The organism is Curvibacter sp. GW821-FHT09D12, assembly GCF_059416245.1.
In genome coordinates this window covers 42,188-63,651 of record NZ_JBWKOU010000016.1, presented here as the reverse complement: position 1 = coordinate 63,651, position 21,464 = coordinate 42,188, and the positions used below count along the sequence as shown (strand labels likewise).

Annotated in this window: 30 protein-coding genes; 17 read left to right on the top strand and 13 right to left on the bottom strand. The window is 56.5% G+C overall.

The genetic code is table 11. The annotated features are described in order from the left end of the window. Positions 1 to 14: 14 nt before the first annotated feature. The 14 genes from AC07PT_RS22145 (at position 15) to AC07PT_RS22080 (ending at position 10,161) form a co-directional block, all read left to right on the top strand. Positions 15 to 449: a hypothetical protein gene (locus AC07PT_RS22145; protein WP_494658123.1), complete on the top strand. Its 435-nt coding sequence runs from the start codon at positions 15 to 17 to the stop codon at positions 447 to 449. Positions 450 to 467: 18 nt separating this feature from the next. Beyond that, positions 468 to 2,630 carry a hypothetical protein gene (locus AC07PT_RS22140; RefSeq protein ID WP_494658122.1) on the top strand — a complete coding sequence of 721 codons (2,163 nt, stop codon included), beginning with the start codon at positions 468 to 470 and terminating at the stop codon, positions 2,628 to 2,630. After that, positions 2,576 to 3,295 (top strand): hypothetical protein, encoded by a 720-nt coding sequence (locus AC07PT_RS22135; protein ID WP_494658121.1) that lies wholly within the window; start codon positions 2,576 to 2,578, stop codon positions 3,293 to 3,295. The genes AC07PT_RS22140 and AC07PT_RS22135 overlap by 55 nt, the downstream gene beginning before the upstream one ends. 205 nt (positions 3,296 to 3,500) lie before the next feature. Then, on the top strand, positions 3,501 to 5,126 hold the full coding sequence (locus tag AC07PT_RS22130; protein WP_494658120.1) for a hypothetical protein: 1,626 nt from the start codon (positions 3,501 to 3,503) through the stop codon (positions 5,124 to 5,126). Between the two features lie 79 nt (positions 5,127 to 5,205). After that, positions 5,206 to 5,562, top strand: a complete 357-nt coding sequence (locus tag AC07PT_RS22125) for a DUF6283 family protein (RefSeq protein ID WP_494658119.1) — start codon at positions 5,206 to 5,208, stop codon at positions 5,560 to 5,562. Further along, on the top strand, positions 5,546 to 5,818 hold the full coding sequence (locus AC07PT_RS22120) for a hypothetical protein (RefSeq protein ID WP_494658118.1): 273 nt from the start codon (positions 5,546 to 5,548) through the stop codon (positions 5,816 to 5,818). The genes AC07PT_RS22125 and AC07PT_RS22120 overlap by 17 nt, the downstream gene beginning before the upstream one ends. 91 nt (positions 5,819 to 5,909) lie before the next feature. Further along, positions 5,910 to 6,263: a hypothetical protein gene (locus tag AC07PT_RS22115; protein WP_494658117.1), complete on the top strand. Its 354-nt coding sequence runs from the start codon at positions 5,910 to 5,912 to the stop codon at positions 6,261 to 6,263. Then, positions 6,260 to 6,463, top strand: coding sequence for a hypothetical protein (locus AC07PT_RS22110; protein ID WP_494658116.1), 204 nt, complete (start codon positions 6,260 to 6,262; stop codon positions 6,461 to 6,463). The genes AC07PT_RS22115 and AC07PT_RS22110 overlap by 4 nt, the downstream gene beginning before the upstream one ends. A gap of 84 nt (positions 6,464 to 6,547) precedes the next feature. Then, positions 6,548 to 6,859 carry a hypothetical protein gene (locus AC07PT_RS22105; protein WP_494658115.1) on the top strand — a complete coding sequence of 104 codons (312 nt, stop codon included), beginning with the start codon at positions 6,548 to 6,550 and terminating at the stop codon, positions 6,857 to 6,859. Positions 6,860 to 6,945: 86 nt separating this feature from the next. After that, entirely contained in the window at positions 6,946 to 7,632 is a 687-nt protein-coding gene (locus AC07PT_RS22100) for a head GIN domain-containing protein (RefSeq protein ID WP_494658114.1), read from the top strand. 93 nt (positions 7,633 to 7,725) lie between these two features. After that, on the top strand, positions 7,726 to 8,490 hold the full coding sequence (locus tag AC07PT_RS22095) for a DUF2786 domain-containing protein (RefSeq protein ID WP_494658113.1): 765 nt from the start codon (positions 7,726 to 7,728) through the stop codon (positions 8,488 to 8,490). A 3-nt stretch (positions 8,491 to 8,493) separates the two neighbouring features. Beyond that, positions 8,494 to 9,138: a YkgJ family cysteine cluster protein gene (locus AC07PT_RS22090; protein ID WP_494658112.1), complete on the top strand. Its 645-nt coding sequence runs from the start codon at positions 8,494 to 8,496 to the stop codon at positions 9,136 to 9,138. A gap of 134 nt (positions 9,139 to 9,272) precedes the next feature. Next, positions 9,273 to 9,701: a group I intron-associated PD-(D/E)XK endonuclease gene (locus tag AC07PT_RS22085; RefSeq protein ID WP_494658111.1), complete on the top strand. Its 429-nt coding sequence runs from the start codon at positions 9,273 to 9,275 to the stop codon at positions 9,699 to 9,701. A 49-nt stretch (positions 9,702 to 9,750) separates the two neighbouring features. Next, positions 9,751 to 10,161, top strand: coding sequence for a hypothetical protein (locus AC07PT_RS22080; protein ID WP_494658110.1), 411 nt, complete (start codon positions 9,751 to 9,753; stop codon positions 10,159 to 10,161). 95 nt (positions 10,162 to 10,256) lie between these two features. On the opposite strand, the gene AC07PT_RS22075 is transcribed toward AC07PT_RS22080, so the two are convergent. After that, complete coding sequence (locus tag AC07PT_RS22075) at positions 10,257 to 10,574, bottom strand: hypothetical protein (protein WP_494658109.1); 318 nt, start codon at positions 10,572 to 10,574, stop codon at positions 10,257 to 10,259. Between the two features lie 152 nt (positions 10,575 to 10,726). Here AC07PT_RS22075 and AC07PT_RS22070 point away from each other — a divergent pair, with 152 nt between their 5' ends. Continuing rightward, entirely contained in the window at positions 10,727 to 11,251 is a 525-nt protein-coding gene (locus AC07PT_RS22070) for a hypothetical protein (protein WP_494658108.1), read from the top strand. A gap of 51 nt (positions 11,252 to 11,302) precedes the next feature. On the opposite strand, the gene AC07PT_RS22065 is transcribed toward AC07PT_RS22070, so the two are convergent. After that, entirely contained in the window at positions 11,303 to 12,091 is a 789-nt protein-coding gene (locus tag AC07PT_RS22065; protein ID WP_494658107.1) for a hypothetical protein, read from the bottom strand. Between the two features lie 175 nt (positions 12,092 to 12,266). On the opposite strand from AC07PT_RS22065, the gene AC07PT_RS22060 reads away from it, so the two are divergent. Together AC07PT_RS22060 and AC07PT_RS22055 are read left to right on the top strand one after the other, a co-directional pair. Then, on the top strand, positions 12,267 to 13,091 hold the full coding sequence (locus tag AC07PT_RS22060; protein WP_494658106.1) for a DUF4344 domain-containing metallopeptidase: 825 nt from the start codon (positions 12,267 to 12,269) through the stop codon (positions 13,089 to 13,091). 189 nt (positions 13,092 to 13,280) lie between these two features. After that, positions 13,281 to 14,027, top strand: a complete 747-nt coding sequence (locus AC07PT_RS22055) for a hypothetical protein (protein WP_494658105.1) — start codon at positions 13,281 to 13,283, stop codon at positions 14,025 to 14,027. A gap of 161 nt (positions 14,028 to 14,188) precedes the next feature. Here the strand turns inward: AC07PT_RS22055 and AC07PT_RS22050 are convergent, their stop codons facing one another. The 11 genes from AC07PT_RS22050 to AC07PT_RS22000 form a co-directional block, all read right to left on the bottom strand. Further along, the gene (locus tag AC07PT_RS22050) at positions 14,189 to 14,566 is read right to left on the bottom strand and encodes a hypothetical protein (protein WP_494658104.1); all 378 of its coding nucleotides are present in this window, start codon (positions 14,564 to 14,566) and stop codon (positions 14,189 to 14,191) included. Between the two features lie 232 nt (positions 14,567 to 14,798). Further along, positions 14,799 to 15,341: a hypothetical protein gene (locus AC07PT_RS22045; RefSeq protein WP_494658103.1), complete on the bottom strand. Its 543-nt coding sequence runs from the start codon at positions 15,339 to 15,341 to the stop codon at positions 14,799 to 14,801. A gap of 79 nt (positions 15,342 to 15,420) precedes the next feature. Beyond that, positions 15,421 to 15,720 carry a helix-turn-helix domain-containing transcriptional regulator gene (locus AC07PT_RS22040; RefSeq protein WP_494658102.1) on the bottom strand — a complete coding sequence of 100 codons (300 nt, stop codon included), beginning with the start codon at positions 15,718 to 15,720 and terminating at the stop codon, positions 15,421 to 15,423. A gap of 386 nt (positions 15,721 to 16,106) precedes the next feature. Further along, the gene (locus tag AC07PT_RS22035; RefSeq protein WP_494658101.1) at positions 16,107 to 16,364 is read right to left on the bottom strand and encodes a hypothetical protein; all 258 of its coding nucleotides are present in this window, start codon (positions 16,362 to 16,364) and stop codon (positions 16,107 to 16,109) included. Between the two features lie 83 nt (positions 16,365 to 16,447). After that, the gene (locus tag AC07PT_RS22030; RefSeq protein WP_494658100.1) at positions 16,448 to 17,077 is read right to left on the bottom strand and encodes an ATPase; all 630 of its coding nucleotides are present in this window, start codon (positions 17,075 to 17,077) and stop codon (positions 16,448 to 16,450) included. Then, positions 17,061 to 17,339: a hypothetical protein gene (locus AC07PT_RS22025; protein ID WP_157462963.1), complete on the bottom strand. Its 279-nt coding sequence runs from the start codon at positions 17,337 to 17,339 to the stop codon at positions 17,061 to 17,063. Before AC07PT_RS22025 ends, AC07PT_RS22030 begins: the two co-directional genes overlap by 17 nt. Positions 17,340 to 17,775: 436 nt before the next feature. Then, positions 17,776 to 18,051, bottom strand: coding sequence for a hypothetical protein (locus AC07PT_RS22020; protein ID WP_027476843.1), 276 nt, complete (start codon positions 18,049 to 18,051; stop codon positions 17,776 to 17,778). Then, positions 18,048 to 18,434 (bottom strand): hypothetical protein, encoded by a 387-nt coding sequence (locus AC07PT_RS22015; protein WP_494658099.1) that lies wholly within the window; start codon positions 18,432 to 18,434, stop codon positions 18,048 to 18,050. Before AC07PT_RS22015 ends, AC07PT_RS22020 begins: the two co-directional genes overlap by 4 nt. Before the next feature lie 290 nt (positions 18,435 to 18,724). Beyond that, on the bottom strand, positions 18,725 to 18,943 hold the full coding sequence (locus AC07PT_RS22010) for a hypothetical protein (RefSeq protein ID WP_494658098.1): 219 nt from the start codon (positions 18,941 to 18,943) through the stop codon (positions 18,725 to 18,727). 78 nt (positions 18,944 to 19,021) lie between these two features. After that, positions 19,022 to 19,285, bottom strand: coding sequence for a hypothetical protein (locus AC07PT_RS22005; RefSeq protein WP_494658097.1), 264 nt, complete (start codon positions 19,283 to 19,285; stop codon positions 19,022 to 19,024). A 111-nt stretch (positions 19,286 to 19,396) separates the two neighbouring features. Continuing rightward, positions 19,397 to 19,645, bottom strand: coding sequence for a hypothetical protein (locus tag AC07PT_RS22000; RefSeq protein ID WP_494658096.1), 249 nt, complete (start codon positions 19,643 to 19,645; stop codon positions 19,397 to 19,399). Positions 19,646 to 21,464: the final 1,819 nt, after the last annotated feature.

The following is a 21,464-nucleotide window of genomic DNA, read 5'->3' as shown; positions in this document are numbered from 1 at the left end:
AAGGAGCTAAGACCATGAAAACCTCTCACATTCAAGAACAAGATGCGCCCCAGGTGGAGCGTGGGCAGATCTGGCGCCATCGCGTCACGCACAAGCGGTACCGGGTCTTGGCGGCGCGCGACGGCTCGGCCCTCTTGATGGCCTTGGACTTGGCAGGGGGGCCCAGCCAATGGCGTCCGGTGCGCTCGATGCTGGCGCCCAAGGGTGACTGGGCGCTGATGCCGGGGCCTCATGCGGCCCTGCGCCAGCACTTGGACCGCTCAGACATCGCTCGGCCCAGCATCGTGCGCACCAGCAACGTTTTCTACCTTCAGCCTCGCAAGGCACGGGCTGAGGCCGTCGAACGGGCCCAACGGACAGAAAGCACAGAACTCACCGAACGGCTCGCATGCTCATTCGAGGTCTTGGCTTCGACTGCCCCGGGTGCTGCTGACAGCTTCCTTGATTGACTGACCTTGGAGAACCGCTTGAACTCACCGGATCGCGCCCTGCACATGGATCTCCAAACCCTCCAGCACGAGGAGGACCACGATTCCCGGATCCAGCAAATCGCTCGCTTCCAATCCCTGCAGGCGGGCCAATACTGGCGAGCCCAAGAGGCCGTGCCCCACGAGGGCATCGAGGCTCAGGCCGTGCTCTTGATCGAGTCGATTCGCTATGTTGACGATGCCGCACACACGATCGTTTTGCGGTCCCACCCGAGTTGCTACGGGCGCTCCCGCAGCGTCAAGTGGGTGGATGAAGAGGGGGCCCAGAAAAGCACCTGGCACAACTTCAAAGAGCACCGGTTTTTGCTCAACGACTTCCTGTCGCGGTTTTCCTTTGAGCCTGATGCGGATGCCGTGCGTGCGACTGAGATCCAGCAGATCCAGGCCAACATCGCTCGCCTGCAGAGTGAACTGATCGAAACCCAGGCAGATCCGCAGGCGCTCCGGTTGCTTGTCCAAAAGGAGATTCACGCCGAGGCCTGCGTCAAGGCCGAAGCCGGTGAAGGCCAGGAGGGTGTTGTGGAGCCCCAGGATCGCACATTGCCAGTGATCGGGGCCGATGCCATGGATGAGCAGACGGCAGCTCTTGCGATGGGAAGCCTTGCCGATGCGATCGACTCTGGCATCACGGTGCAGAAGATCTCCGCGCTCAAGTCAGCAGCATCGCACGAGCTGGCGATCGCCACGCGGCAGGCCCAATGGATCCAGGGCAAAACGTCCGAGATCTCCGGCGAGTTGGCCAAGATGGTTCCCTACTTCGAGGAAAAGGGGGCCGCAGCGCTGGCGCTGACCGAGGAGGTGCGCACCCATGTCTCCCAGCTGCAGGATGGCATCGGATCATTGGACCTGTACATCGGCACCCATGTGGAGGTGAACACGATCATGGAAGGGGAGGGGGCGCCTCGTGAGGAGCGGCTGACCTTCATGATGCGCAAGCTCATCATGGATGAGGAATTGGCGGTCTTCACGGATCTGGATCGGACGTTCGATTTCTCGAAGGTGGACAAGTTCTTCGAGGCCCTGCGCCAGCACCCGGCCCTGGTAGACCAGCTCTTTCCCACCCAGCGTTGCGTGCTGGTGATGGCCACGACTCGGCGCTACATCGACTACGGGGAGCCGATGGTCAACATGATGCGCAATGCGATGAACAAGCAGGTGTTTTTGCTGGTGCGCAACGGCCAGAACATCCACCAGGTGTTCTCGCCCGTAGAGAGCCACCTAGGGGCCGATCGCCTGTTCCCCACCCACGACGACACCGAGGCCGTGTTTCGCGGTCTGGACGGCTCAAAAATCCGCTTTGAGGATGTGGCGTACACCGATGCGCTCAATGCTCAGCAGCGCCAGGCGCTGCACTACAAGCGTTTCTTGATCCTTGCGGCAGGCCTGGACCACCGGTTGGGGCTGTTCGGTGACTTCTACGATGGCCCCAAGACGCTGGCATTTGTGAGTCTGGACTTCCAGCAACGCTGGTGCCAGTTCATCCACGATGACGACGAGGCCTGGATGTTGGACACCGACACCAAGCGTCCTGCGGTGGAGGACTGGATCAAGCAGCAAAATGCCTACTTGCGCTCGGGCTCGCGCGTGCTCTGCAAGTGGCTGGATCTGTTCAATCCTGATACGTCGCCCGGGGTGGCCAAGAAGGAATACACCCGGCATGGCCGGGGCTTCGATATCCGGGCCAAGCCCCTCGAACCCATGCAATGCGTTGTGGCCTACAAGGATGGTGATGGGCTCTGTGTCGATGCACCCGTGCGGCTCGACAGTTACCGCAGTGAACGCCTGTTCAATGCGAAAGTCCGCCTTACCGCCTACAAGCGCTGCTACTGGGACAGTCGTGACGACGAGATGGGTTACCTCGTGCTCGATGCTGTGGAACCTGAGGACTTGCGCTGGTACATCCAGCACCGGGGCTCTCGGCGCGGGCATCTGAGCTACATCCGGTTTTTCAAGAAGGCGCTGGCGCTGGTGGAGATGGAGCGGGCCCAGGAGGCGCCGGCACGAGCGGCGCTGCTGCGCTCGCTGGAGGAGGGGCACATCTCGACCCCTGAAATGCGTCCTGAACTGGTCCATCAAGCGGTGATTGCGTGGCGGGTACCCGCAGGCCGTATCGATTTCTGGCAGCGCTGGCGCCGGATTTGAAGGGGGCAAAGCAGGTGGTCGAGTCGATGCGCTGCTGGTTTTCGAACGAACGTCAGTTTCAAAAGCGATGGAATCAGGCCCCGGACGCTCGCAACGACTGGCGCATCCTGCAGTGCCCGATCGACGCTTTCTCGACCGAGTTGGGCAACTTTGTGAAGCCAGCAAAGCTGGATCACGCGGTGAGGGTGGTGGATCCCCCTGTGAGCGCCTTGCTGGCTGATTGGTACGAGCTGGGGGTGCAGAAACTGGAGGGCTCCGCGAAGATCCTGACCGCCCCAGCGCTGCTGGGGGCAGATGGTCGGCTCGACGTTGATCAGCTGCTCGGGATCCGCCAGATCGAGGGCCTGGACCCAATGGAGACCCTGGTCATTCGCATCCGTGGTGATGGCGCTCCCAAGCTGAATTGGTGCTTTGATGTGGCCACGGTGGGCACCCCCATGCCGAGCTTTGGTGGACTCAGTATCCCAGAGGGGTGCTCCATGAGCAGCTCGTACGAAACGTCGGTGCACGCTGCAGCTGCGCGGGAGTTCCGAGAGGCGCTCACGCTGAAGGAGTTTGGGCCGGAGGCTCGACTCGTGAACGCCAGAGACCTGCCCGATTCACCACAGCCCACTGAGGGGGTGGAGCGGTGGTATGTGGTAAATGCTGAATTGGCAGTCAACTGATTCCGCCTGGGGAGTGGGCTCTCGAATCACTGGGGCCTGCAGCACCCTGTTGCGGTGCCGATCACGCAGGCCCAGAAAGTTCAGTATCGATAGCTTCGACGAGTGTTGACCTCTGCGGTATCTTTGACTCAGTGAAAGAAGGCACGATGATTTTTTGCCCTCTAGCGTTCAGACTCTAGCCAGTCGCTTCAAATTTCTGATTCCTATGAATTCACCAGTTCCCGTAGATACCAGTTCTCTCCTGACGATGCTGGGATTGTTGGCTGCGGTCTGGGCCGTCATCCCTGTCAATTCCAAACTTGGCTTTAGATTGAGTTTGGGGTGGTTCGAGTGGATTTTCATTGCAGTCATGCTGGTGGTAATCCATCTTGTGGTTTTTGAACCGGTGCTTTTGTGTTTTGGCAGTTTTCCTATAACGCCTGTCTGGTGGCCTTTAGAAAAGAATGCGACTTTGTATTTGCTGTGCCTTGTTTTGGCATTGTTTGTGTATGGCAGAAATAGCAGTTCAAAAATTACGAAGTGGAATATTGGTGTTTTTGATGAGTTGACGACTTCGCTTTTGCATGCTGGGAAATACGATGACCTTGCTGATTTACTTCAGCGACACCTTGAGTCGGCGCTGAATTTGGCGCTCTCTGATGGTGTTCGTTCCAGGTTGGCTGCTGCAATTCGGTCTTCTCATGGTGATTTTCACATCACGTTTGAAGATGATGGGCGGATCATTTTTGGTAAGAATGAACCAGTGAGTTGGTATTCGCGGAGATTGTTCGCGATACGTGACTGGCTTGCGGATGTGATTGGTCCTTCTGAACGTGCCAAGCGTCGTGCAAGAATTGTGGCGCATCGATTGTTATCCTCAAGAAAGCTGACAGCCCGGTTGGCTATTTCGCAACCCTACCTTTGTTTGCGAATCATGGACCGGGCAATTCAGGTTTTTGATGCATTTCAGGATAATTTTTTCGAAGAACTCCTCGCCAATGATTCGAGTATTTTTTACGGTGAGGTGATGAATAATGATAACTTTGCTGGAGGTCAAGGTCAGCGGCTGAGGTTGCCAGAGGGAAATAGGCTCGTTCGTTTTTATTGTGCTGATGTTGCCGTAGCAGGGAATCTTAGGGTTTACAGGTCTGTTGGTGAGGCGGTATTGAAGCGAATCGATGAGGATGATTTGCTCGAAAAAAAGCTCAATGGAAGATTGCTGACTTTTGTTGATGCCGGCAAGAAGCACGATCCGGTCTATGTTGGTATTTATTTTTTCCGGATAATGGTCTTGGAAGGTCTGCACCAGCGAGCGAATGACCATTTGTGGCTTCATTACATGCCGCATTTTGCTGAGCGCCTTGTGGATCGCGCTCGTGCAGTTCGACCCGGAGATGAGTTTTACGAGTTTCCAACGCCCCTGGCATATCTGCTCTATGAGATCACCTCCATAACCGGCGATTGGATCCGGGATGCCGAGGCTTTGACTGAGCCTGGTGATATGGTCTCAAGGGGGAGGGCAGTGGGGTCTTCTAATATTTACATCTGCTTCGAAGCTTCAGAGGCTATAGGACGGGTTGTGAAGCATGTCTTGATGAGTGATAAATTTACTGATCGATTCAAATCAATGATATTTTGCTCGGTTCTTTACGTGTTTCGTGATATAAGTCGCCATCTTCATTTGTTGCCGCTTTCGTTGTCTTTGCAGAAGTATGTGATTTCTCCATATAGATTTTCTGGGGATGGAGAGTATGTTGATCTCTTGAGGCATTATTACTATTCGCAAGATCATGTGTTAATATATGAGACCAAGATGTTTGGCAGCACCATTGATGGCGCATTGATGAGTTAATTTTATGTTGGTGGGTATTGATTTTTATTTTCAATTGAATAGTTTCGGTTTGTGATTGGTTGTGAATCAGGAATTCTGAATGCCTATTACCAAGCGCCCCTGTTCCAACTGCCCGTTCCGCAATGACGGTGCCGGCGTCGAGTTGCGCGAGGGCCGACTCCTGAACATCGTCACAGGCCTTCTGGCTGATGACACTCAGACATTCGTGTGTCACAAGACATTGGATTCGGAACGCATGACCTGTGCTGGCGCCGTGGGCGTCATGAGCAAGGCTGGGCGCCTGCCGGTGATCGCTCGGCTGGGCTTGGTGTATGGCGTCATCACTCAGAACGACATTGAGGCTTCCGCAGCCATGGTGATTGACCCCCAGTCATTGGGGGTTGGACTGGAGAGCCTTGATGAGTCAAAGGAGGCCCACCATGGATCAGCATCCTGATCAAGTTCAGGTGAGCCAGGACGGACAAACGGTGTGGGTCCACAGCGCCGATGGAAGCACCGTGGGGCGCTTTTCAAAGCGGTTCGGCCTCGACGTGCATCGGACGGTGACGGAGCAGCTGCAGGGCGCATCCCAATGCTTGCACTGCACCCATGAGCCACCCAACCACGCTGACTGGGTGCTCTTCTGTCACCTCATGCGTGAGCATTTCGGAATTCAGGTGGACGTGGGCTTGCTGACCATGGTGTCAGCTTGACCCTCGCACGGCTTGCAATGGGAGAACAGAGATGGTGAGTGCAGCCCTACGGCACAAGATCGACCAGCAGAGGGCTGCAGCCCCTTTGGAGTTGCCCAAGGCCCGCCTCTGTGCCCGCGTGGTGCTGGCCACCCTGGCAGAGGATCCTGGGGCCTTGGGCGGAGCGGATCTGGTTGTAGCCCTGGCCGCGTTGAAAGCGGGTCTCGGCCAAAGGTGGTCTGCGGTGACCGCGATTCAGTACATGTCCGGGCGCCAGGCGGAATTCGCCGCTGAATGCGGTTTGCCGCAGGAGCGTGAGGCTTTGCTTTGGGCACATCTCGTGGCCAAGGGCTTGGTTGATGGCGCGCAGCCTCTGGGGGGCCTCAGCAGCGCTCACGTGAAGGCCTTGCAGGGACAGGCGCAGATGCTGGCGCATGGGCAGTTTTCAGAGGAGAAGGCGCAATGAGTCGTGTGTACGAGGAAATGGCTGACCTCATGGTCGCCTCGATGTCCGGGGCTGCTACCGGGATGAGCCGCGACGAGTTTGTCGCCTTGTTCAAGACCCGGTTTCCTGACGAGGCTGACTTCCGGGCCTTCTTGGCCCAGATGCGCGCTCACACCGCACAGATCCTCGGTGGAATGGCCGCTTCTGGCGCCAAATCCTGAAACTTGGTCGGCCAGTGCAATTGGCGCCGACTACTGTCAACGGCTGTAGATCACAAAGTATTTGATTTGAAATTGGGTTTGCGTATGAATGAAAATAAACCAACTTCGGGGCGCGCTCTGGACACGCTTGCACGCGCAGCAGCTAAAAGCGATATTGAGGGCGCTGTCTGGTATTACGCGTGTGTTTCATTCCTGATAGAAGGAGTGGACGGAGCCATCAAGCCTGTCTACGAGGTGAATGTGGCCGTGGCTTCTGAACATCCTGTCGCCTGCCGTGCAGATTATGTTGAGTTGGCGGAAGATGTCCTCAAGACTGCCATTGAAAGAGCTATCGAAGACGGATTCAAGCAGGCAAGAGAAACGGTCGCATCCATTCGATCACTGAGCAGGCTTTGAGTCAGAAATTTGCAGCTGTAAACGTTTCCAGTTGAAGTGCGCTGGCTTTCTAGACGCTAGATCTTGCTTTCAGCAGAGGGGATATTTTGAAATTTAAAAATGACTTTTTCGGTGCTGTCGATGTGGTCATCAATGTCGGCTCCGGTGGCAGAAGATCGTTCAACTCAAGCGCTGGCCCCGTGTTGAAGGGTAGTGGCAAGAAAATTATTCAGTCACGCGCATTGGATGGTGTGTTCGACTGCCTGGAAGTGTCAGGCTTTGCTGACATTGAAGTAACTCGGGGGGACGAGTGCACGATCGAGGTCCATGGAGAGGACAACCTGGTTGATCTTTTGGAAACTGAATTGACCGGCACCACGCTGTATGTGGGTATCAGGCAGAGTGTGAGCTTCACCACACACATGCCACTGAAGGTGACCGCCACGGCACCAACCGTCCGTGCGGTCGAACTGTCAGGTTCAGGGGACGTGAGGATGACGGGGCTCGACCAGCCCGACCTGCGAGTTGAATTGCGTGGATCCGGCGATGTGACCGCGCAAGGACGCGTTGATTCGGTAACACTGGCCCTTCAAGGTTCGGGGGACATTGATACGACACGACTTCAGGCGGGCAAGGTCAAGATCAAGCTCCACGGGTCTGGTGACATTCGGGCTTTCGCATCGGAGGAGGCGAAGGTGCGGCTTCATGGCGCTGGGGACGTGTATGTGAAAGGCCGCCCCAAGGTACGAGACGCCAAGGTATCGGGGGTTGGCGACATCGAATTCGATGAATAAGTTGACCCACGCCCTGCAAGAGTCAGCAACCGTTCGCATTGATGGTTGCCCGCTGTAGCCATGCGTTCGCCCCCCACCGCTTGAAAGTCCCCCGTGAGCAGCTCCGAACTCGACCCGAAAATTCTGGCCAAGATCAAAAAGTGCTTGGCCCTGGCCACCTCTGACAACCCCAATGAGGCCGCCACCGCCATGCGCCAGGCCCACGCGCTCATGAGCAAGCACGGGTTGACTGCAGAGGCGATCACGCAGGCAGACATTGGCGAGGCCCAGACGGCCAGCCGAACGATGGCGCGCAACAAGCCCTCCAAGTGGGAAGCGGCGCTGGCTGGATTGGTCGCAAACGCCTTCGGCTGCAGGATGCTGATCGCGAGCATGGTGCCCAAGGAGGATGCCGAGCTGCCCAAGCGCAGCCAGGGCATTTTCAATGTCGGCAAGTACATCTTTGTCGGCCTCAAGAACCAGGTCGAAATCGCCGCGTACACGGCACAAGTCCTGACCCGCAAGTGCCAGAAGGCACGGGCCGCTTGGATCAAGGAAAAGTGCTCGGGCCTCCAGAAAAAGCCTGGGGGACGCAAGCAGGCCACCGCCCTCGGCGATGAGTTCGCCATGGGATGGGTTTGGCAGATCTCTCAGCTGGTTCAGGACTTTGCCCACCAGCCTGAGATCGAGCGTGCGATTGACCGATACATCGAAGCAAAGAGTGCCGGTGAGGCTGACGAGTCCACCGTGCGTTCCTCAAAGGCTCGCAAAAGCAGAGCCCTGTCGAGCGCGCTGTTAGCCGGGATCAAGGCCGCTCAGGGGGAGCGGCTGCACCGTCCAGTGGATGCCCCGGCGTCCCAGGCCTTGTTGGAGTTCTGACCCTTGATCAATGAAGTTGAATCCGCAGCGGCAGCGCATGCGCGCCTGGTCGAGCTGCGATGGGATGGGCTTGAGAGTCGTGTCAGCTCGAAGCTGGCGCAGATAGCGGGCCTGGATCGAGGGCGCGAAGCTCAGCTGCTTGCCCAAGCCGCCAACGCCAAGACGGCCACCCAGCGCGTGCATTGGCTGCGCAAGGGTGCGCAGGCCATCACGGATGCCGTCGCCCCGTTGGCGGCCTGCCGTAAGGGCTGTAGCCACTGCTGCAGCATCTCCGTGGTCATTTCACGAGCTGAGGCTTCAGTGATCGCCAAGGAAACCGGCCGAAAGCTCAATGCAGCAGCTGGCTTTGCGATGGATTTCGAGGGGGATGAGATCGACCGCGCCCGCGAGGAGATGACCCAGAAATACAAAGGCGAGCCGTGCGTGTTTCTGGAGGCTGGACAGTGCCAGATCTATGAGCATCGCCCTTTGGCCTGTCGCCTCTTGCTGAATCTGGATGAAGACGATTTGCTGTGCCAATTGGTACCCAACGAAGAGGCGCCTCGGGTGCCCTACCTCAACACCCGGGCGCATGAGGTGAGGGCGTTGCTTGCATTTGGGAACCAGCAATATGACGATATCAGGGCCTGGTTCTCAGAACCTCTGTGACAACTTGATAACTGATATCTGCGTCTTTACTGGGGGGTATATTGGTTAATTTTGCTGGCAAGTTGTTTCGGCTGTGAATTGTTTAAACATGCGGCACGAATATAATCAATTTATAAATGAAATGAGATTTGGCAATGGCATCCTCTATTGATAGGCAGAAAACCGGACTCGCTGGAGAGTTTTTTGTGGCTGCAGAACTCTTGAAGCGTGGCTATCAGGTTGCTGTGACTCTTGGGAACGCCAAATCTGTTGACCTTATGGTTCATGATGATTCTTCTGGAACTACTATCACGGTCCAGGTCAAGACTCTGCGTGCACGCAATTATTTTGACCTTGAACCCTCGAAGGTTGCGGAGGCCGATATCTATGCCTTCGTCCTTCTAAACGAGCCTGGGCACCCAGTTGAGATCTTTGTTGTTCCAGGGACTGAATTGCTTGGTGATTTGGTGAAATTCTTTGGTCCAACCCACGCAACATCTAAGAGAAACGGTGTTTCCTGTAAGATCTTGGAGCCTTATCGAGACAATTGGGTTGTTTTTGATGGAGGCGCGCTGAACAATTAGATTGTTTTTCTGTTTAGTTTGATAACTATTGATACTCAGGGGGGTAAATGTGGTAGATCTTTTGGTTAAGGTATTCGTTGTCCTGCTGATATTGTCTCCGCTGATCTTGCTGCTTGCAACGGACAAGAAGAGAACTGTGAAACGTCGAGCCGCCGAAGAGCTTGCTCGTGAAAAAATGCCATTGCAGCATTGCATGACATGTGGAAGTGAATTCAAACCTTCACCTGGTACCTTGCGTGGAAGCACCTTGGTCGAGGTTGTACTGTGGTTGTTCACTTTCGGCGTTGTTGGCCTCCTCTACAGCATCTGGCGCCGCCTTGGCGTTGGCAAGGCGAAGTTGGCTTGCCCATCTTGCAGCTCCAACTCAGTTGTTCCGGCGAATGCACCAGCCGCAAGAATGCATAGGAAGCAACTCGCCGAGGAGCTGGGAAGCGATTTTCAGGACACCAAGCCGCTTTAAGGGCAGGCCTGTAACCCCGGGTAGCGTTCAAAGCAGCCGGTTCACGACACTGTTCCATGCCGGCGCTGAGACTACCGACTCTCTACCATCTGAGGTCAGTACGGAGCCTGAATTTGCGGTGAGCTTGGCTGGCGCCGCTGCAACGCCATCTCTTTGCGCACGCTCTTTTCCTGGGCCTTTGCCAGGCCTTTCCAGTATTCAAGGTCGCTTTGCAGCTGGTCCAGTCGAGCATGGTCATCGCGCAAGACATTGATGCCAGCTGGGTTTGATGCCGTGGAGACGATCTCAATGAAGCTCGGGTGACGGCATGCCCCGGTCAGAGGGCCGACGCGTGACATGAAGACCGCAGTCCAAATGTCATCGGTCGCCGGCATGGCCTGGGCGGTGGCCCAGTTCGAGCGCAGGCCCGCCACTGTGCGTTCAGCTGTGGCAGGAATGGCAAACGCCTCCCACTGCTGAGGTCGAGCGCAAGGCGCCGTCAATCTGGAAACTGTATGATCAACAAGAAATGCTAGTTTCTTAATATTGTGTATTGTATTGTCAAATAGGACGTGGGACGGGATCCATGAGCTTTATCCGGTTTTTCTCGGTTACTTCGATTTTGGCTTTCTCATTTGTATCGAACTCAAATGGTCAGGCTGTCTCGGGTTTAGGAGTGGCCTCAAGCGCAGAGGAGTGGACCTTGCGCTCAGAGAATGACAGGCAAGTTTATCTTGAAGGATTTTGCTCTGGTGCCCAGGGGACAGATTTGGGGCGGCTTCATTGTGGGGATACCCTTAAAGGAATAAATGCAAAATCACCTTCTGCACTCTGCGGTCAAACCTACCCTTCGTTTGGGGCGATCCCGGCAGGTAAGGCAGTAGGCTTTGTAAGCAAGTTCTACAAAGATGCATCTCACAGTGATGTGCCTTTGTGGGCGGTTGTTCGTTATTTCAACGATAAAGCCTGCTCGGAAAATCAGGTTTCTGAACGAATTACAGCGCTGCAAGAGAAATTTATGTGCTTGAGGCAGGCCACAAATATGGCTTCAATGGGGATTAAGGGGGATGTTCTGCAGGCTCAACAGAAAAAATGTGAAAAGCTTCCCTGAATTTTCTTGATAACCCTGTAAATCGCTAGGCTGATTTCTGGTGCTCCAGGGTCAGAAAGTTTTCGGCCTGACTTCTGACCAGTTCCCCACTTTGGGAACGCTGAACCCCATCGAGGCCAATTTCGTGAGGATGGTCACGATGTTCGGCACCGAATAAGCCTGCAGGTCCAGGTCGGGCTGACCGCATGAGGGTGGGAGTGCTTCATCCCATCCATCGAACACTGGCCACGGCGCCAGCTTTTGTGAGCCGTCAAAGTGCTGGACACGAACCCAGTGCTGGCCTTGGGGGGCCGTCAGAACCGCCACAGAGGTGTTCCTGGGGTGTTGCCATGTCCAAGGGCGATTGGAGGCCGCCAGGGGCCTTTCTGCGGGCTGGCTGGGCTGCTCTCTGCTCTGGGATAGCTTCTCCATGCGCTCAAGGAAAGTCATTTTCGGCTGGCCCTGATGCTGGGCAGCTGCACGAGCGCGCAGCGCCTGCAGCTTGGCAGCGGCTTCGGCCCTTGCCCGCTCCGCCTCGATCTTGAAGCGCTCGATCAGCTCGGCGGTGTTGTCAATCAGCAGCTGGCGCTCTTCGTCGGAGAGGGGGCGCCCAGATCCAGAGGCGCCAGCATGCAGCGGCTGGCCCAGAGCCTTTGCAGATCCGTATCGCTTCGCAAAGCAACTCGATCCCAGCGCCAGCAATTGACCTCCTTCGTCCACCACGTGAATGGCTGCGTAAACACTGTGCTGGCATCCAGGCTGCTGACAGAGCACCCGGTTGGTTTGCGGAACGGCCACGATGGCCAGCAACCTGGCGTGCACGGGAGCCGAGGTAGTTTGGTTCGGAATTTGATCTGTCATCAGAGGTGATTGTGTGGTGATGGATCCGCTCTTGTCACGCTGTGGGTGCTGAAAACCACCGGGGTACGGGTTTTCCAAAAGCCGTACCCTTTGACCGAGCACGAGTCCCAGTGGTGCCCCTTACTCGGCCCAGGCCTGAGCGCTTAGACTTCCCCCATATCAAGGGAGAGGGTGGATGGGAAACTGGAAGGCGATCATCGCGAGCGTCCTGGTGCTTTGCTCGTTGGCGGGCCAAGCCATGGCGCAGGCCCGTGCAACACCGTTCTATGGGGATGCCGGAGAGCCTGCACAGCAACCGCTTTTGGAGGTCATCAAGAGCGCGCAACTGGCTGAGCGAATGGCTGCGGTGGTCAACACCTCGCTCACCTTGCGATCGGACCTGCACGTCGGCTTTCGGTCCTGCAAGGTGGCCAATGCTTTTTTCAACCCTCAGGCGCGCGAGATCACGATCTGCCTGGAGTTCATCCAGCTGGTGGCCAAGACTGCAGCCGAGGACAACTACTACCTCATGAAGCTGCCACGCGAGGAGTTTTCGCGCTACGTCGATGGTGCCGTTTGGAGTGTCTTCCTCCACGAGCTGGGTCACGCCGTCATTGCGATCAACCAGGTGCCCGTGACGGGACGTGAAGAGGATGTGGCCGACCAGTTCGCGGTGTGGTTTGCCGTTCGCTTTGTGACAGACGCGCAGAAGAGGGTGGTCGAACCCGGTGTGTGGTTCTGGAACCGGCTGGCGCAGACCCGAGATGTCAGCACCCTCAGCGCGGAGGAGCGCAAACGCTTCATGGCCAACGAGCACAGCCTGGACGAGCAGCGTGTCTACAACCAGGCCTGCTGGGCCTTTGGCACCGGCACCGAGGCGGGGTATCGCGTTGCCCAACGCGCAGGCCTGCCCCGGGAGCGCATGCAGCGATGCGATCAGGAGTGGAGCAAGCTCAACACAGCCATGACGGCGAACTTTCGGCCGCAGTTTCGAGTGCTGCCACTGAGTGGGCGATGGTGATTTATCGAATTATTCGATCAACTGACGTATCGGAAAACCGCTGAATTTTGACTATGCATGACTTTTTATGCGGCTTGCATGAGTGTGCTGTACCAATTGGGTCTTGCATTGATTTATTCTATAAATGCGGATAATTTTCTTGTTGATTTTATTTGGCCTGTTTTTTAGGTCTTGTTTTATTGGATTGGCATGAACTCCGAATTGGATATAGCGCGTAAATTAAAAGAGTCCATGAGAACCTCGTGTGATGATGTGCACTACTTTTCAGATGATGAGGCTGAGTTGGTCAATGCCGAGTATCTAATCACCGTAAATGCTGCCAAGGCGATTCAGGAGCTAAATACCTGCTTTGGAACGCCTTATAAAATTCGGTTAGAGGCTCATGTCAAGACATTTTCTGCCTCCTGTACTCCTCTTATGGCGCGAATTTTGGATCCTGATGGCTTACCCAGAAAATCGGTGATTCGAAAAGTGAGGCCTGCAGCTGACAGTCGTCGAATTGATATAGCGATTTACAGAGATCAAAATAGCATTGATATCCCAGTTTGCGCAATCGAGGTGAAGGGCTTTGATCCTTCTGCAAATTTAATTACAAAGGATCTTGAGCGAAATTCCGAATACTTCTGGCTGAAGTCAAATACTGGCGATTCAATGTTGCCGTTTACTTTCTTTATCGCGTTGCATAGTTACAAAAATGTTTTGAATGATAATAAAGAAAATAGGAACATCGATAAAATCAAGGGGAGATATCAAGGGTATATCGAGCGGAGTCCTATTTTAAATAGGCTTCATCATGATATTGATGTCTTTACTATCCGTCGCGGAATAGTTCCGGATGTTGATGACTTGTATGATGAAAATCATGAATTGCAGGGTGATGAAGATTATCATTTTATAGGGGTCGTTGTAACAACAAAAAGAAAAGCTGGAGATTGATGGTGTTGCCGGTTGGTGGAGGATATTTCATGCCTCCTTGTGATTAAAAATGATTTCGCACTTGCCTTTGAGGTTTGGTAGGTATTCGTATTACGTAATTGAGTCTACAAAAATAAAACCCCCGGCCATTGCTGGCGCGGGGGTCTTGGGTGTGATCAGGCTTAGACCTGATGCACCGCTTGAAGGTCGATGCCTTCAGGCGGATGAGTTCGCAAGCTCTGGGCAACCTGGGGGCTGCTCAGGGCTGCATGGTGCAGCGCCAGCGATGCGTGCTTGATGAGCTGCTCGTGCTCGGCCTTGGTGCCCTCGGGGAGGGTTCCTAATGCCGCCAGAGCGCGGATCAGCAGTTCCCCGGCCTCGGCGACCTTGTCGGTGCAGCTCTTGAGACCGTGCATCTCTGCGTAGCGCAGGATCCACTCCCGCTTTTTGGGAGCGGACTCGGTGTAGAAGCCGCGCCCGTAGTGCAGGCCAACCCACTCCGCGACATCATCGAGGTCGATGGAGTATTGGGCTGCGAGGGCCTTGGTTTGATAAGTCATTTTTTCTCTCCTGAAAATGGAGATGGGTCCACCCCGATGGTGGTTCCCATCGGGTGGATGATGATGTTGAGGGTGGCGATCAGGTCAGGTGATCGTGGGCCTCGGTAACCAATGCATTGATGTCGTCGCCGACGATGCACTAGCCGTCCGGGGCCGGTAGATCCCAGACCACAAACGCGCCAGCGTGCCCAGGCCTTACGGCCGGTTCACGAGACGCCACCGGGAGGCCTGCCTACGCCAACTGAAGCTGCTTTTTCTGCTGGGCCTCAGATGGTGTTGGCAGGCAGACAGCCTGGTGACTTGGCAAGACGAAGGGGGAGTACGCCTGCCGGCGTTCATCCTCGCTCGCATAGGTGCGCACGACGGGCACAAACGTGGCGGCGGCCTTGGCGGGGTCGCAGTAGCGCCGCCACACGATGTAGGAAAGCCCGTTGAGCGTTCCCCACTCGCCAGGCTTCCAGCCAGAGGAGGCATCGAACTCGACCAGGTTGTCCAGTCGGGAGCCGATCGACACCCCTGTGAGTTCGTCCAAGGTGAAGTCGCCCATGATGTCGAGCGTCTCATCCAGTTCCGGCTCGAACGGGGCATCCAGAACGGTGCAGGCCTCCTCAGTGCTCGGGGCATGCGATGCCCAGAGGAGGTAGGTCGAAGTACCGCTTCGGTGCTCGTGCGTGACTGCGTAGGGCTTCAAGCCATCGAGGGCTTCGGCTTTCTGCAGCAAGGCCAGGGCCTCGATGCGCAGTTTCAAAGCCTGGAGGGCGTTGGAGTGGTTCATGATGAATTCCTTTTCGGTAAAAGGAAGGCACCAGCCCCGCGAGGGCAATAGGTGCCCTCCGAGGGTTAAAGAGGATGTATCAGAGCGGTGTGACGGCCATACGCAAACCCATGGCCGCCAGCAGGGCTCGAAGGCTTTTCAGCTCCGGATTGCCAGCGGCGGACAGGGTGCGGTACAGAGATTGCGGATTGAGCTTCGCACGCTCGGCAACGGCCTGGACACCACCGAATGCGGCAGTGACCCGACGAATCGCCAGCATGACCTCAGCCTGATCGCCGTCGGCCAGCACAGAATCAATGTAGACGGCCGCCAACTCGGGGTCGGTGGCCATTTCCTGAATCAGTGCGTCTTCGTGTGAAACAGATGCTTTGTGAGTCATGGTGTGCTCCGAGAGCGGTCTTTCCAGTCTTCCCAGTAGGTAATCGCTTTCGCAATGTCTACCACCTGGGTGTCTTTGCTCCCACCGCATAGCAGCAGGACGATGGTCTGGCCATGGCGTGCGAAATACACGCGCTAACCAGGACCAAGATCGATCTTGAGTTCGCATACACCGCCACGAAGAGGACGGGTAAGGCCAGGATTGCCTTGAGCGAGTCGATCAAGCCTTCTCAAGATGGCAACATGTGCCATCTTGTCAGGTAGCTTTTTGAGCCAGTCCGAGAGCGGGACGCTCCCGTCCTCTCGTTGGTAGCGGATCAGTTGCATACATTATTCGCTTTAAAGCGAATCAAGGCAACAGTTCTGGTGTCCCTGCCACTCCGATGCTCACGCATCTTTAGAGCTGAAGTCACCATCGCCCAGCTCGTCTACCAGCAGGCCAATTTCGTCCCAGAGTCGGTCCACGTCGCACGCGGCGTGCAAGCGGTGGATCTCACTGGGCTCCATCTCGCCGCGATCGTGCAGCACCTTGAACAACGCACCGATGACGCACCCGTTTTCAGGATGGTTCTCGATGGGGCTCAAGCAGTTGCCGCAGATGGCGGAGGAGGTCTCGGCCGCAGGGGCCTGGGTGGTTTGGTTCATTTCCTGTTTTCCTGTTGAAAAGAAGACAGGCACCGGCCCCATGGGGCAACAGGTGCCCGTCATGGGGTGGGTGAAATGGCTGGTCAGCGCATCAAGCGGGTTGCCCAGGAGGGCATCGCGTCGAGAGTGACCATGGGTTCGAGATCTCCATCTTTCTCGCTCTTGGTGAGCAGGATCTGATGGGGATTGTCTGGGTCGCTGTTGTCGAAGACCATGGCGACATCTGCCAGTCCAATGACCTCGGGCAAAAACGCATGGACCTTCTCATAGCGCTCACGGACACGGGCCGGGGGCACGTCATGTCCACCTGCGAGAACACGCTGGCCAACACGCTTCACGTTAATCTCTGGGTCGCTTGTGGACACAAACACCAGGTGAATCGCGAAACCGTGCTCGATGGCGGTCTGAAAAAACTTGCGCCAGCGCACCTGATCGGACATGACAGTTTCTGTGACGAAGGACTGACGCTGTTCGATCAGCTGGTAGCGGTAAGCCTCGGCCTCGATCGCGGCCTGCAGTTGCTGGTCCGAGTTGGCCTGCAGCTGACCGGACTTTTGAGCCAACCTCGCCCCGATCGCATCGGCATTCACCACGATGCCCAAGTCGGCTTCATGGGAGAAGTCTTCTACGAGCGTGGTTTTGCCTGACCCGTTAGGGCCTGCAAAGACGGTGAGGGTGGGTTTGTTCTCGATTACTTCACGCTGTTTCGACATTGCGGGCTTTGGCAATGAGGTTCACGGCGCGAGAGTCATCGGGAGTGATGGTCTGCAGGCGACCATTGGTAAGCCCAGTGACGGGAATACCGGCCTGCAAGTTGGCAGCGACTGCTCTTTCCCCGGCTTGCTTTGCGCGAGCGGCAAAACGGCTGAGGGACATACCAAGGATGGTTGGTTTGGAGCTTTGCATGCCAGAAAGGCTACTCCCTTGTCCCTTTCGGGTCAAGGAGGAGGGTCTTTGCGAAAAGAATGTCAGCATGAGATGTGTTTCCTTTTGGGGTAACGACAGACCATGCACCCATCGGGCACAAGGCCCGTCAGGGGGTGAAAATAGATCGAAGCAGCCTTGCAAGTCATATCCAGCCTTGCGGCAGAGCATGACTGGTCGAGGCCGGTAGCCACGTTGCACAAATTCAGATTGAACCCGAGGCTTGTTGCTTTCGTTGCTCACTTCGATGGATGACCGCTTGGATCAAAGGATCAGATGGGAGGAGATGCTGTATGCGGCCCTGGTGGAGGCCACACACAGCGATTCCTGCCTTGGCCAAATCCGCCACGGCGTCCTCCATCGCTACGCGAGCTATAGAAGCCATTTGAGAGGTTGATTTACCGAAGAAGACTGGTCGTTGTTCAGGCATGCGTCACAGCGTACGGCTCCCGACCGAGTGGGTCAAGGCCGTGATGTTCAGCTCCTCTCAGCAGACCAAGGCGTGGGCCTTGCCCTCGTGCACAGCGAACTCCGCGATCTTTCGACCCCGGCCGCTGCCCACGATCATCCAGACCTCGGCGCCGGGGCGACCGAGGACCGTGACATTCGGGCACAGGATCCCGGTGTGCACAGCTCTGGACGTGTGGAAGGAGGCCAGACCGACATTGCCCTCCACGGTGACGCTGGTGACCAGGTAGATCTGTGCGTTCAACGTGATGGCAGAGCCCGAGGCCTCGATGAGGCGTTCCAGCTGGGTGCTCATGCTGCACTCCCTGCTGGCGCTTCGTACAGCCAGTTCTGGCTGGCGCGAATACCGAGCTTCTCGTGAAGCCCGATCTCGGCCAGCGCTGCGCTGGAGTAGTCCTTGCCCGTCGAGTCAGAGCGCCACTTCACGAGGCCGGTGCCGTCCTGCTGGAGGATGGCGACCGGAATCGCGGTGAGCAGCCCGACTCGGACGGTGGGCACGCCGGCAAGCAACGAGGTTTTCACCTGGTTGCCAGCCAGCCAGCCGTCTTCGAAATCCCGCGCATCGGTGCGTCTGCGCAGATGGGCGGGTCGTTCCATAGAGAAGCCTTGGAACGCAGCGGAGTAACCGCAGCGAAAGGCCTCGTTTTTCGAGTTGTAGTCCGTTGGGACTTGGTTCATGTCATCTCCAAGAAGGGAGACGAGCACCTCCCTGGACGGGCGGGGCCCGTCAGGGTTGAAATCAGGCTGGCGCCTGGTGAATTGCTGATTTGCCCGGAGGGCACGGCCAGCTGCCGTTTCAGCCTGGTGGCATTACGCCAACAGAGAGGAAATCTACTTTCCGAAACGCTCCTTCTGAACGCTTGGGAAAGAGACCTGCGCTCCTCAGGGGAGGGCAGGTGTCTCAAGGAAGGGGCCAGAAGGCCCGCGTGATCCGATCAGGGGGTGATCAGGGGGTGATCAGGGGGTGGTCAGGTGGTGGCCACGTTGTAGTGGACGCCTGAGACGCCGTAGGTGCGCTCCATGTCCTCTACACGAGGGGTCACGAAGGCAACGCAGCAGTCGCCCAGGCCGTAGCCAGTGTCTTGGTTGAAGAACTGTCGGCCGCGAGTGACCGCGCCGCAGTAAGTGCACAGCAGTCGGCGCACCGGCTTGGCCAGGTCGGGGTGGGGTGTTTCGTTGGGTGACATGTCGATCTCCTAAAAATCGCGAAGTCACGGCCCCTCGCAGGGCTCGTGAGCCCCGCAGGGGTTGATGTGGGTCCGGACTTACTGGAGGCGGAGCTGGTCAGGCTTGACCGGGAACCACCAGCTGTCCTTGTCCAGATAGACGAAGCGGCCATGGCCTTCGACACAGGGCGTGAAGCCCGTGACTTTGAGGTCACTGAAGGCCACGCCGAAGTCGTTGGTGAAGGTCACCACATCGCCGAGCTTGAGGTCGCACGGGACTGGTGGTGAAGTGGTCGCATCGAACGCCAAGGGGTGCTTGGCACCTTGGACGATGTGCGCTTTACGAGCGGTTGCTATGGGCATGGCTTTTCTCCAGGGGGAAGGCGAGCCCGGTCCCAAAGCGGGCACAGGGCCCGTGAGGGTGACGAAAGGGTGAATTGCTGATGCGCTGCAGCCCTGGGCGGGCTGTCGTGTTCAGCTCGATGAAGTCAGGCTGGTCTGCTCGCAAGGGATGTAGGCAAGCCCATTCCAATGCTCCAGGTTCGCGACTTGCGGGGTGTGATCGATGCTTCGACCCGCCTGTTTCAGCGCGTCGAGATCATTCAATGCACCGATCATGACAAAGCCGAAAGGCAGTCGATAGCGGTAGCTCTTCAAGCCCTGAGCAGCCAGAGGCCGTGAGGTCATCGGCAGCGTTTGATGGCTGCGCGTCATTCGATTCATGTGGTCTCCGAAAAATTTCGGGGCCACGTACCCAGGGGGCATAGGCCCCGCGTGGGTTGATGAAAACCGGCAGGGCCGGTGAAAGTTGCTGTTTTGACTCCTCAGCTCGGAGTGTGTCGAGGGGCATAGCCACCAGCGAAATACGAGGCCATTGTACTGAAAACCGCACTCCGCGCGTACTCCGTGCGAGATGGCCAGGACCCCGGCTGTGGAGATCCAGGCCGCTGCAACGCCCATCACGCCCAACCCAATCCGAAGACGGGCCCAGGAAGGTCCGGAAGGGCTTGATGCGGGCTACCCCTTGCCGGTGGTGTTGCGGGCGGCCTGAGCGGCCTCATCGTCGGTTCTTGAGTCCTCGAATGGTGGAGGCGAAAGCTATCGGATTGGGGTGCGCGGGAGGCTGGCGCCGAAGTCGCGTGCTGATCGAGTATCCGGTCCCGGGATCTCTCAGCCGAAATTGCAGGGGAGGGCGGTGTTTGACGAACGGAGCAAGGCATCTGCAATTCATCGCTGGCGCGAACGGCACTCGGCGGCATTGGTGCGCAGCGAATCTCGCTCAGAAAGCCGCAACACCGTGAACGCGAAAGCGGGAATAAGGAGCGCTTCGTGGGTTTTTATTAGACCAGGTGCATTGGGATGAGCTGGCGGCTTCGGATTGGAATGTTCGATCTGGATTCAAACACTCAGCGTCTCATACTGGCGCTCGAAAGTTCACTCAGGCCGAATGCAATACCGTCATGCAGATGGTTTCACCGTTGGCTTTTGGTGTTTCACCACGACCGCCAGGCTCAGCGCGCGGAACGCACTCCAAAGAAATGCCGCAAACGCTGGCAATGTCAAACGCTCAACAAACTCACCAATACCAGAGTTGAGAAATGCAGTTGCAAGCGAATTGAGGTCCACGCGATGAGGTAATTGAAAAAACCTCTGGAGTAGCGCCACTTAGCTTACATGACCGTGGCGTCCGGGGCTTCAAAATTTCCAAGGGTCTTTTCTATCTTGAGTGCTTCGCACTTCAAAAAGGGGCGCCCCTCAGGGGTTGAGATCGCGCCCAGAGCGGGCAGGGCGCTTGAAATCAAAAAACCAATGCGCAGAAGACAAATCACACGCGCTAAGGCCTGGTGACGCATCCTCCGCTTTTCAGAAGATCGCTTTTCAGGACGGGTGAAAGTCTTCGAACGTTGTGTCTGTTCGTCAAAGACCCGTGGGAACGTTCAAAACGTCGAAATCGGGGGGCAAATCCAATTCGACCGGGGAAATTGCTGGCGCGATTCGATGCGGCTCCACCTGGGTCACAGGAATCGCTCAGCCAACCGTGTGCAAAGACCCGAAAAGAGAAAGAAAAGCCCTACTTCCGATGATTGCGCTACTTGGAATGCAGTCAACAGTCGAAATTCAAAATCGCAACAGCCGCCGACAAGGACCGAAGCCAAATACACCATGCAGTCAATGCCGAATTGAGCATGCGAGGACTGTATCTACCGAAAACCACACCCGGAGACAATGCAGAACGACCGTCATGGCCGTTGGAGTGCTTGTTGAATGCAGTCAGCAGACCTTGAAGATCAATTTCCGGGGAGATGGGTGAGAAACATCCGAAGAAATCGTGGGAATTTCAAGTATGGATGGCGAAATAGTGCATCGATCGTGGGAAATAAGCCCCCGCCTGGATATCAAGCGGTGTCATATGCTGCCTCCGGCCATGACTTCCCTGTTCATGACGCCTCGACTGGAATTCGAGGTCGATCCGGGGGATGAAATTCCCTACACGCCCTTCGCGATCGGATACCAGCCGTCTTGATGACTATCGCTGAACGAC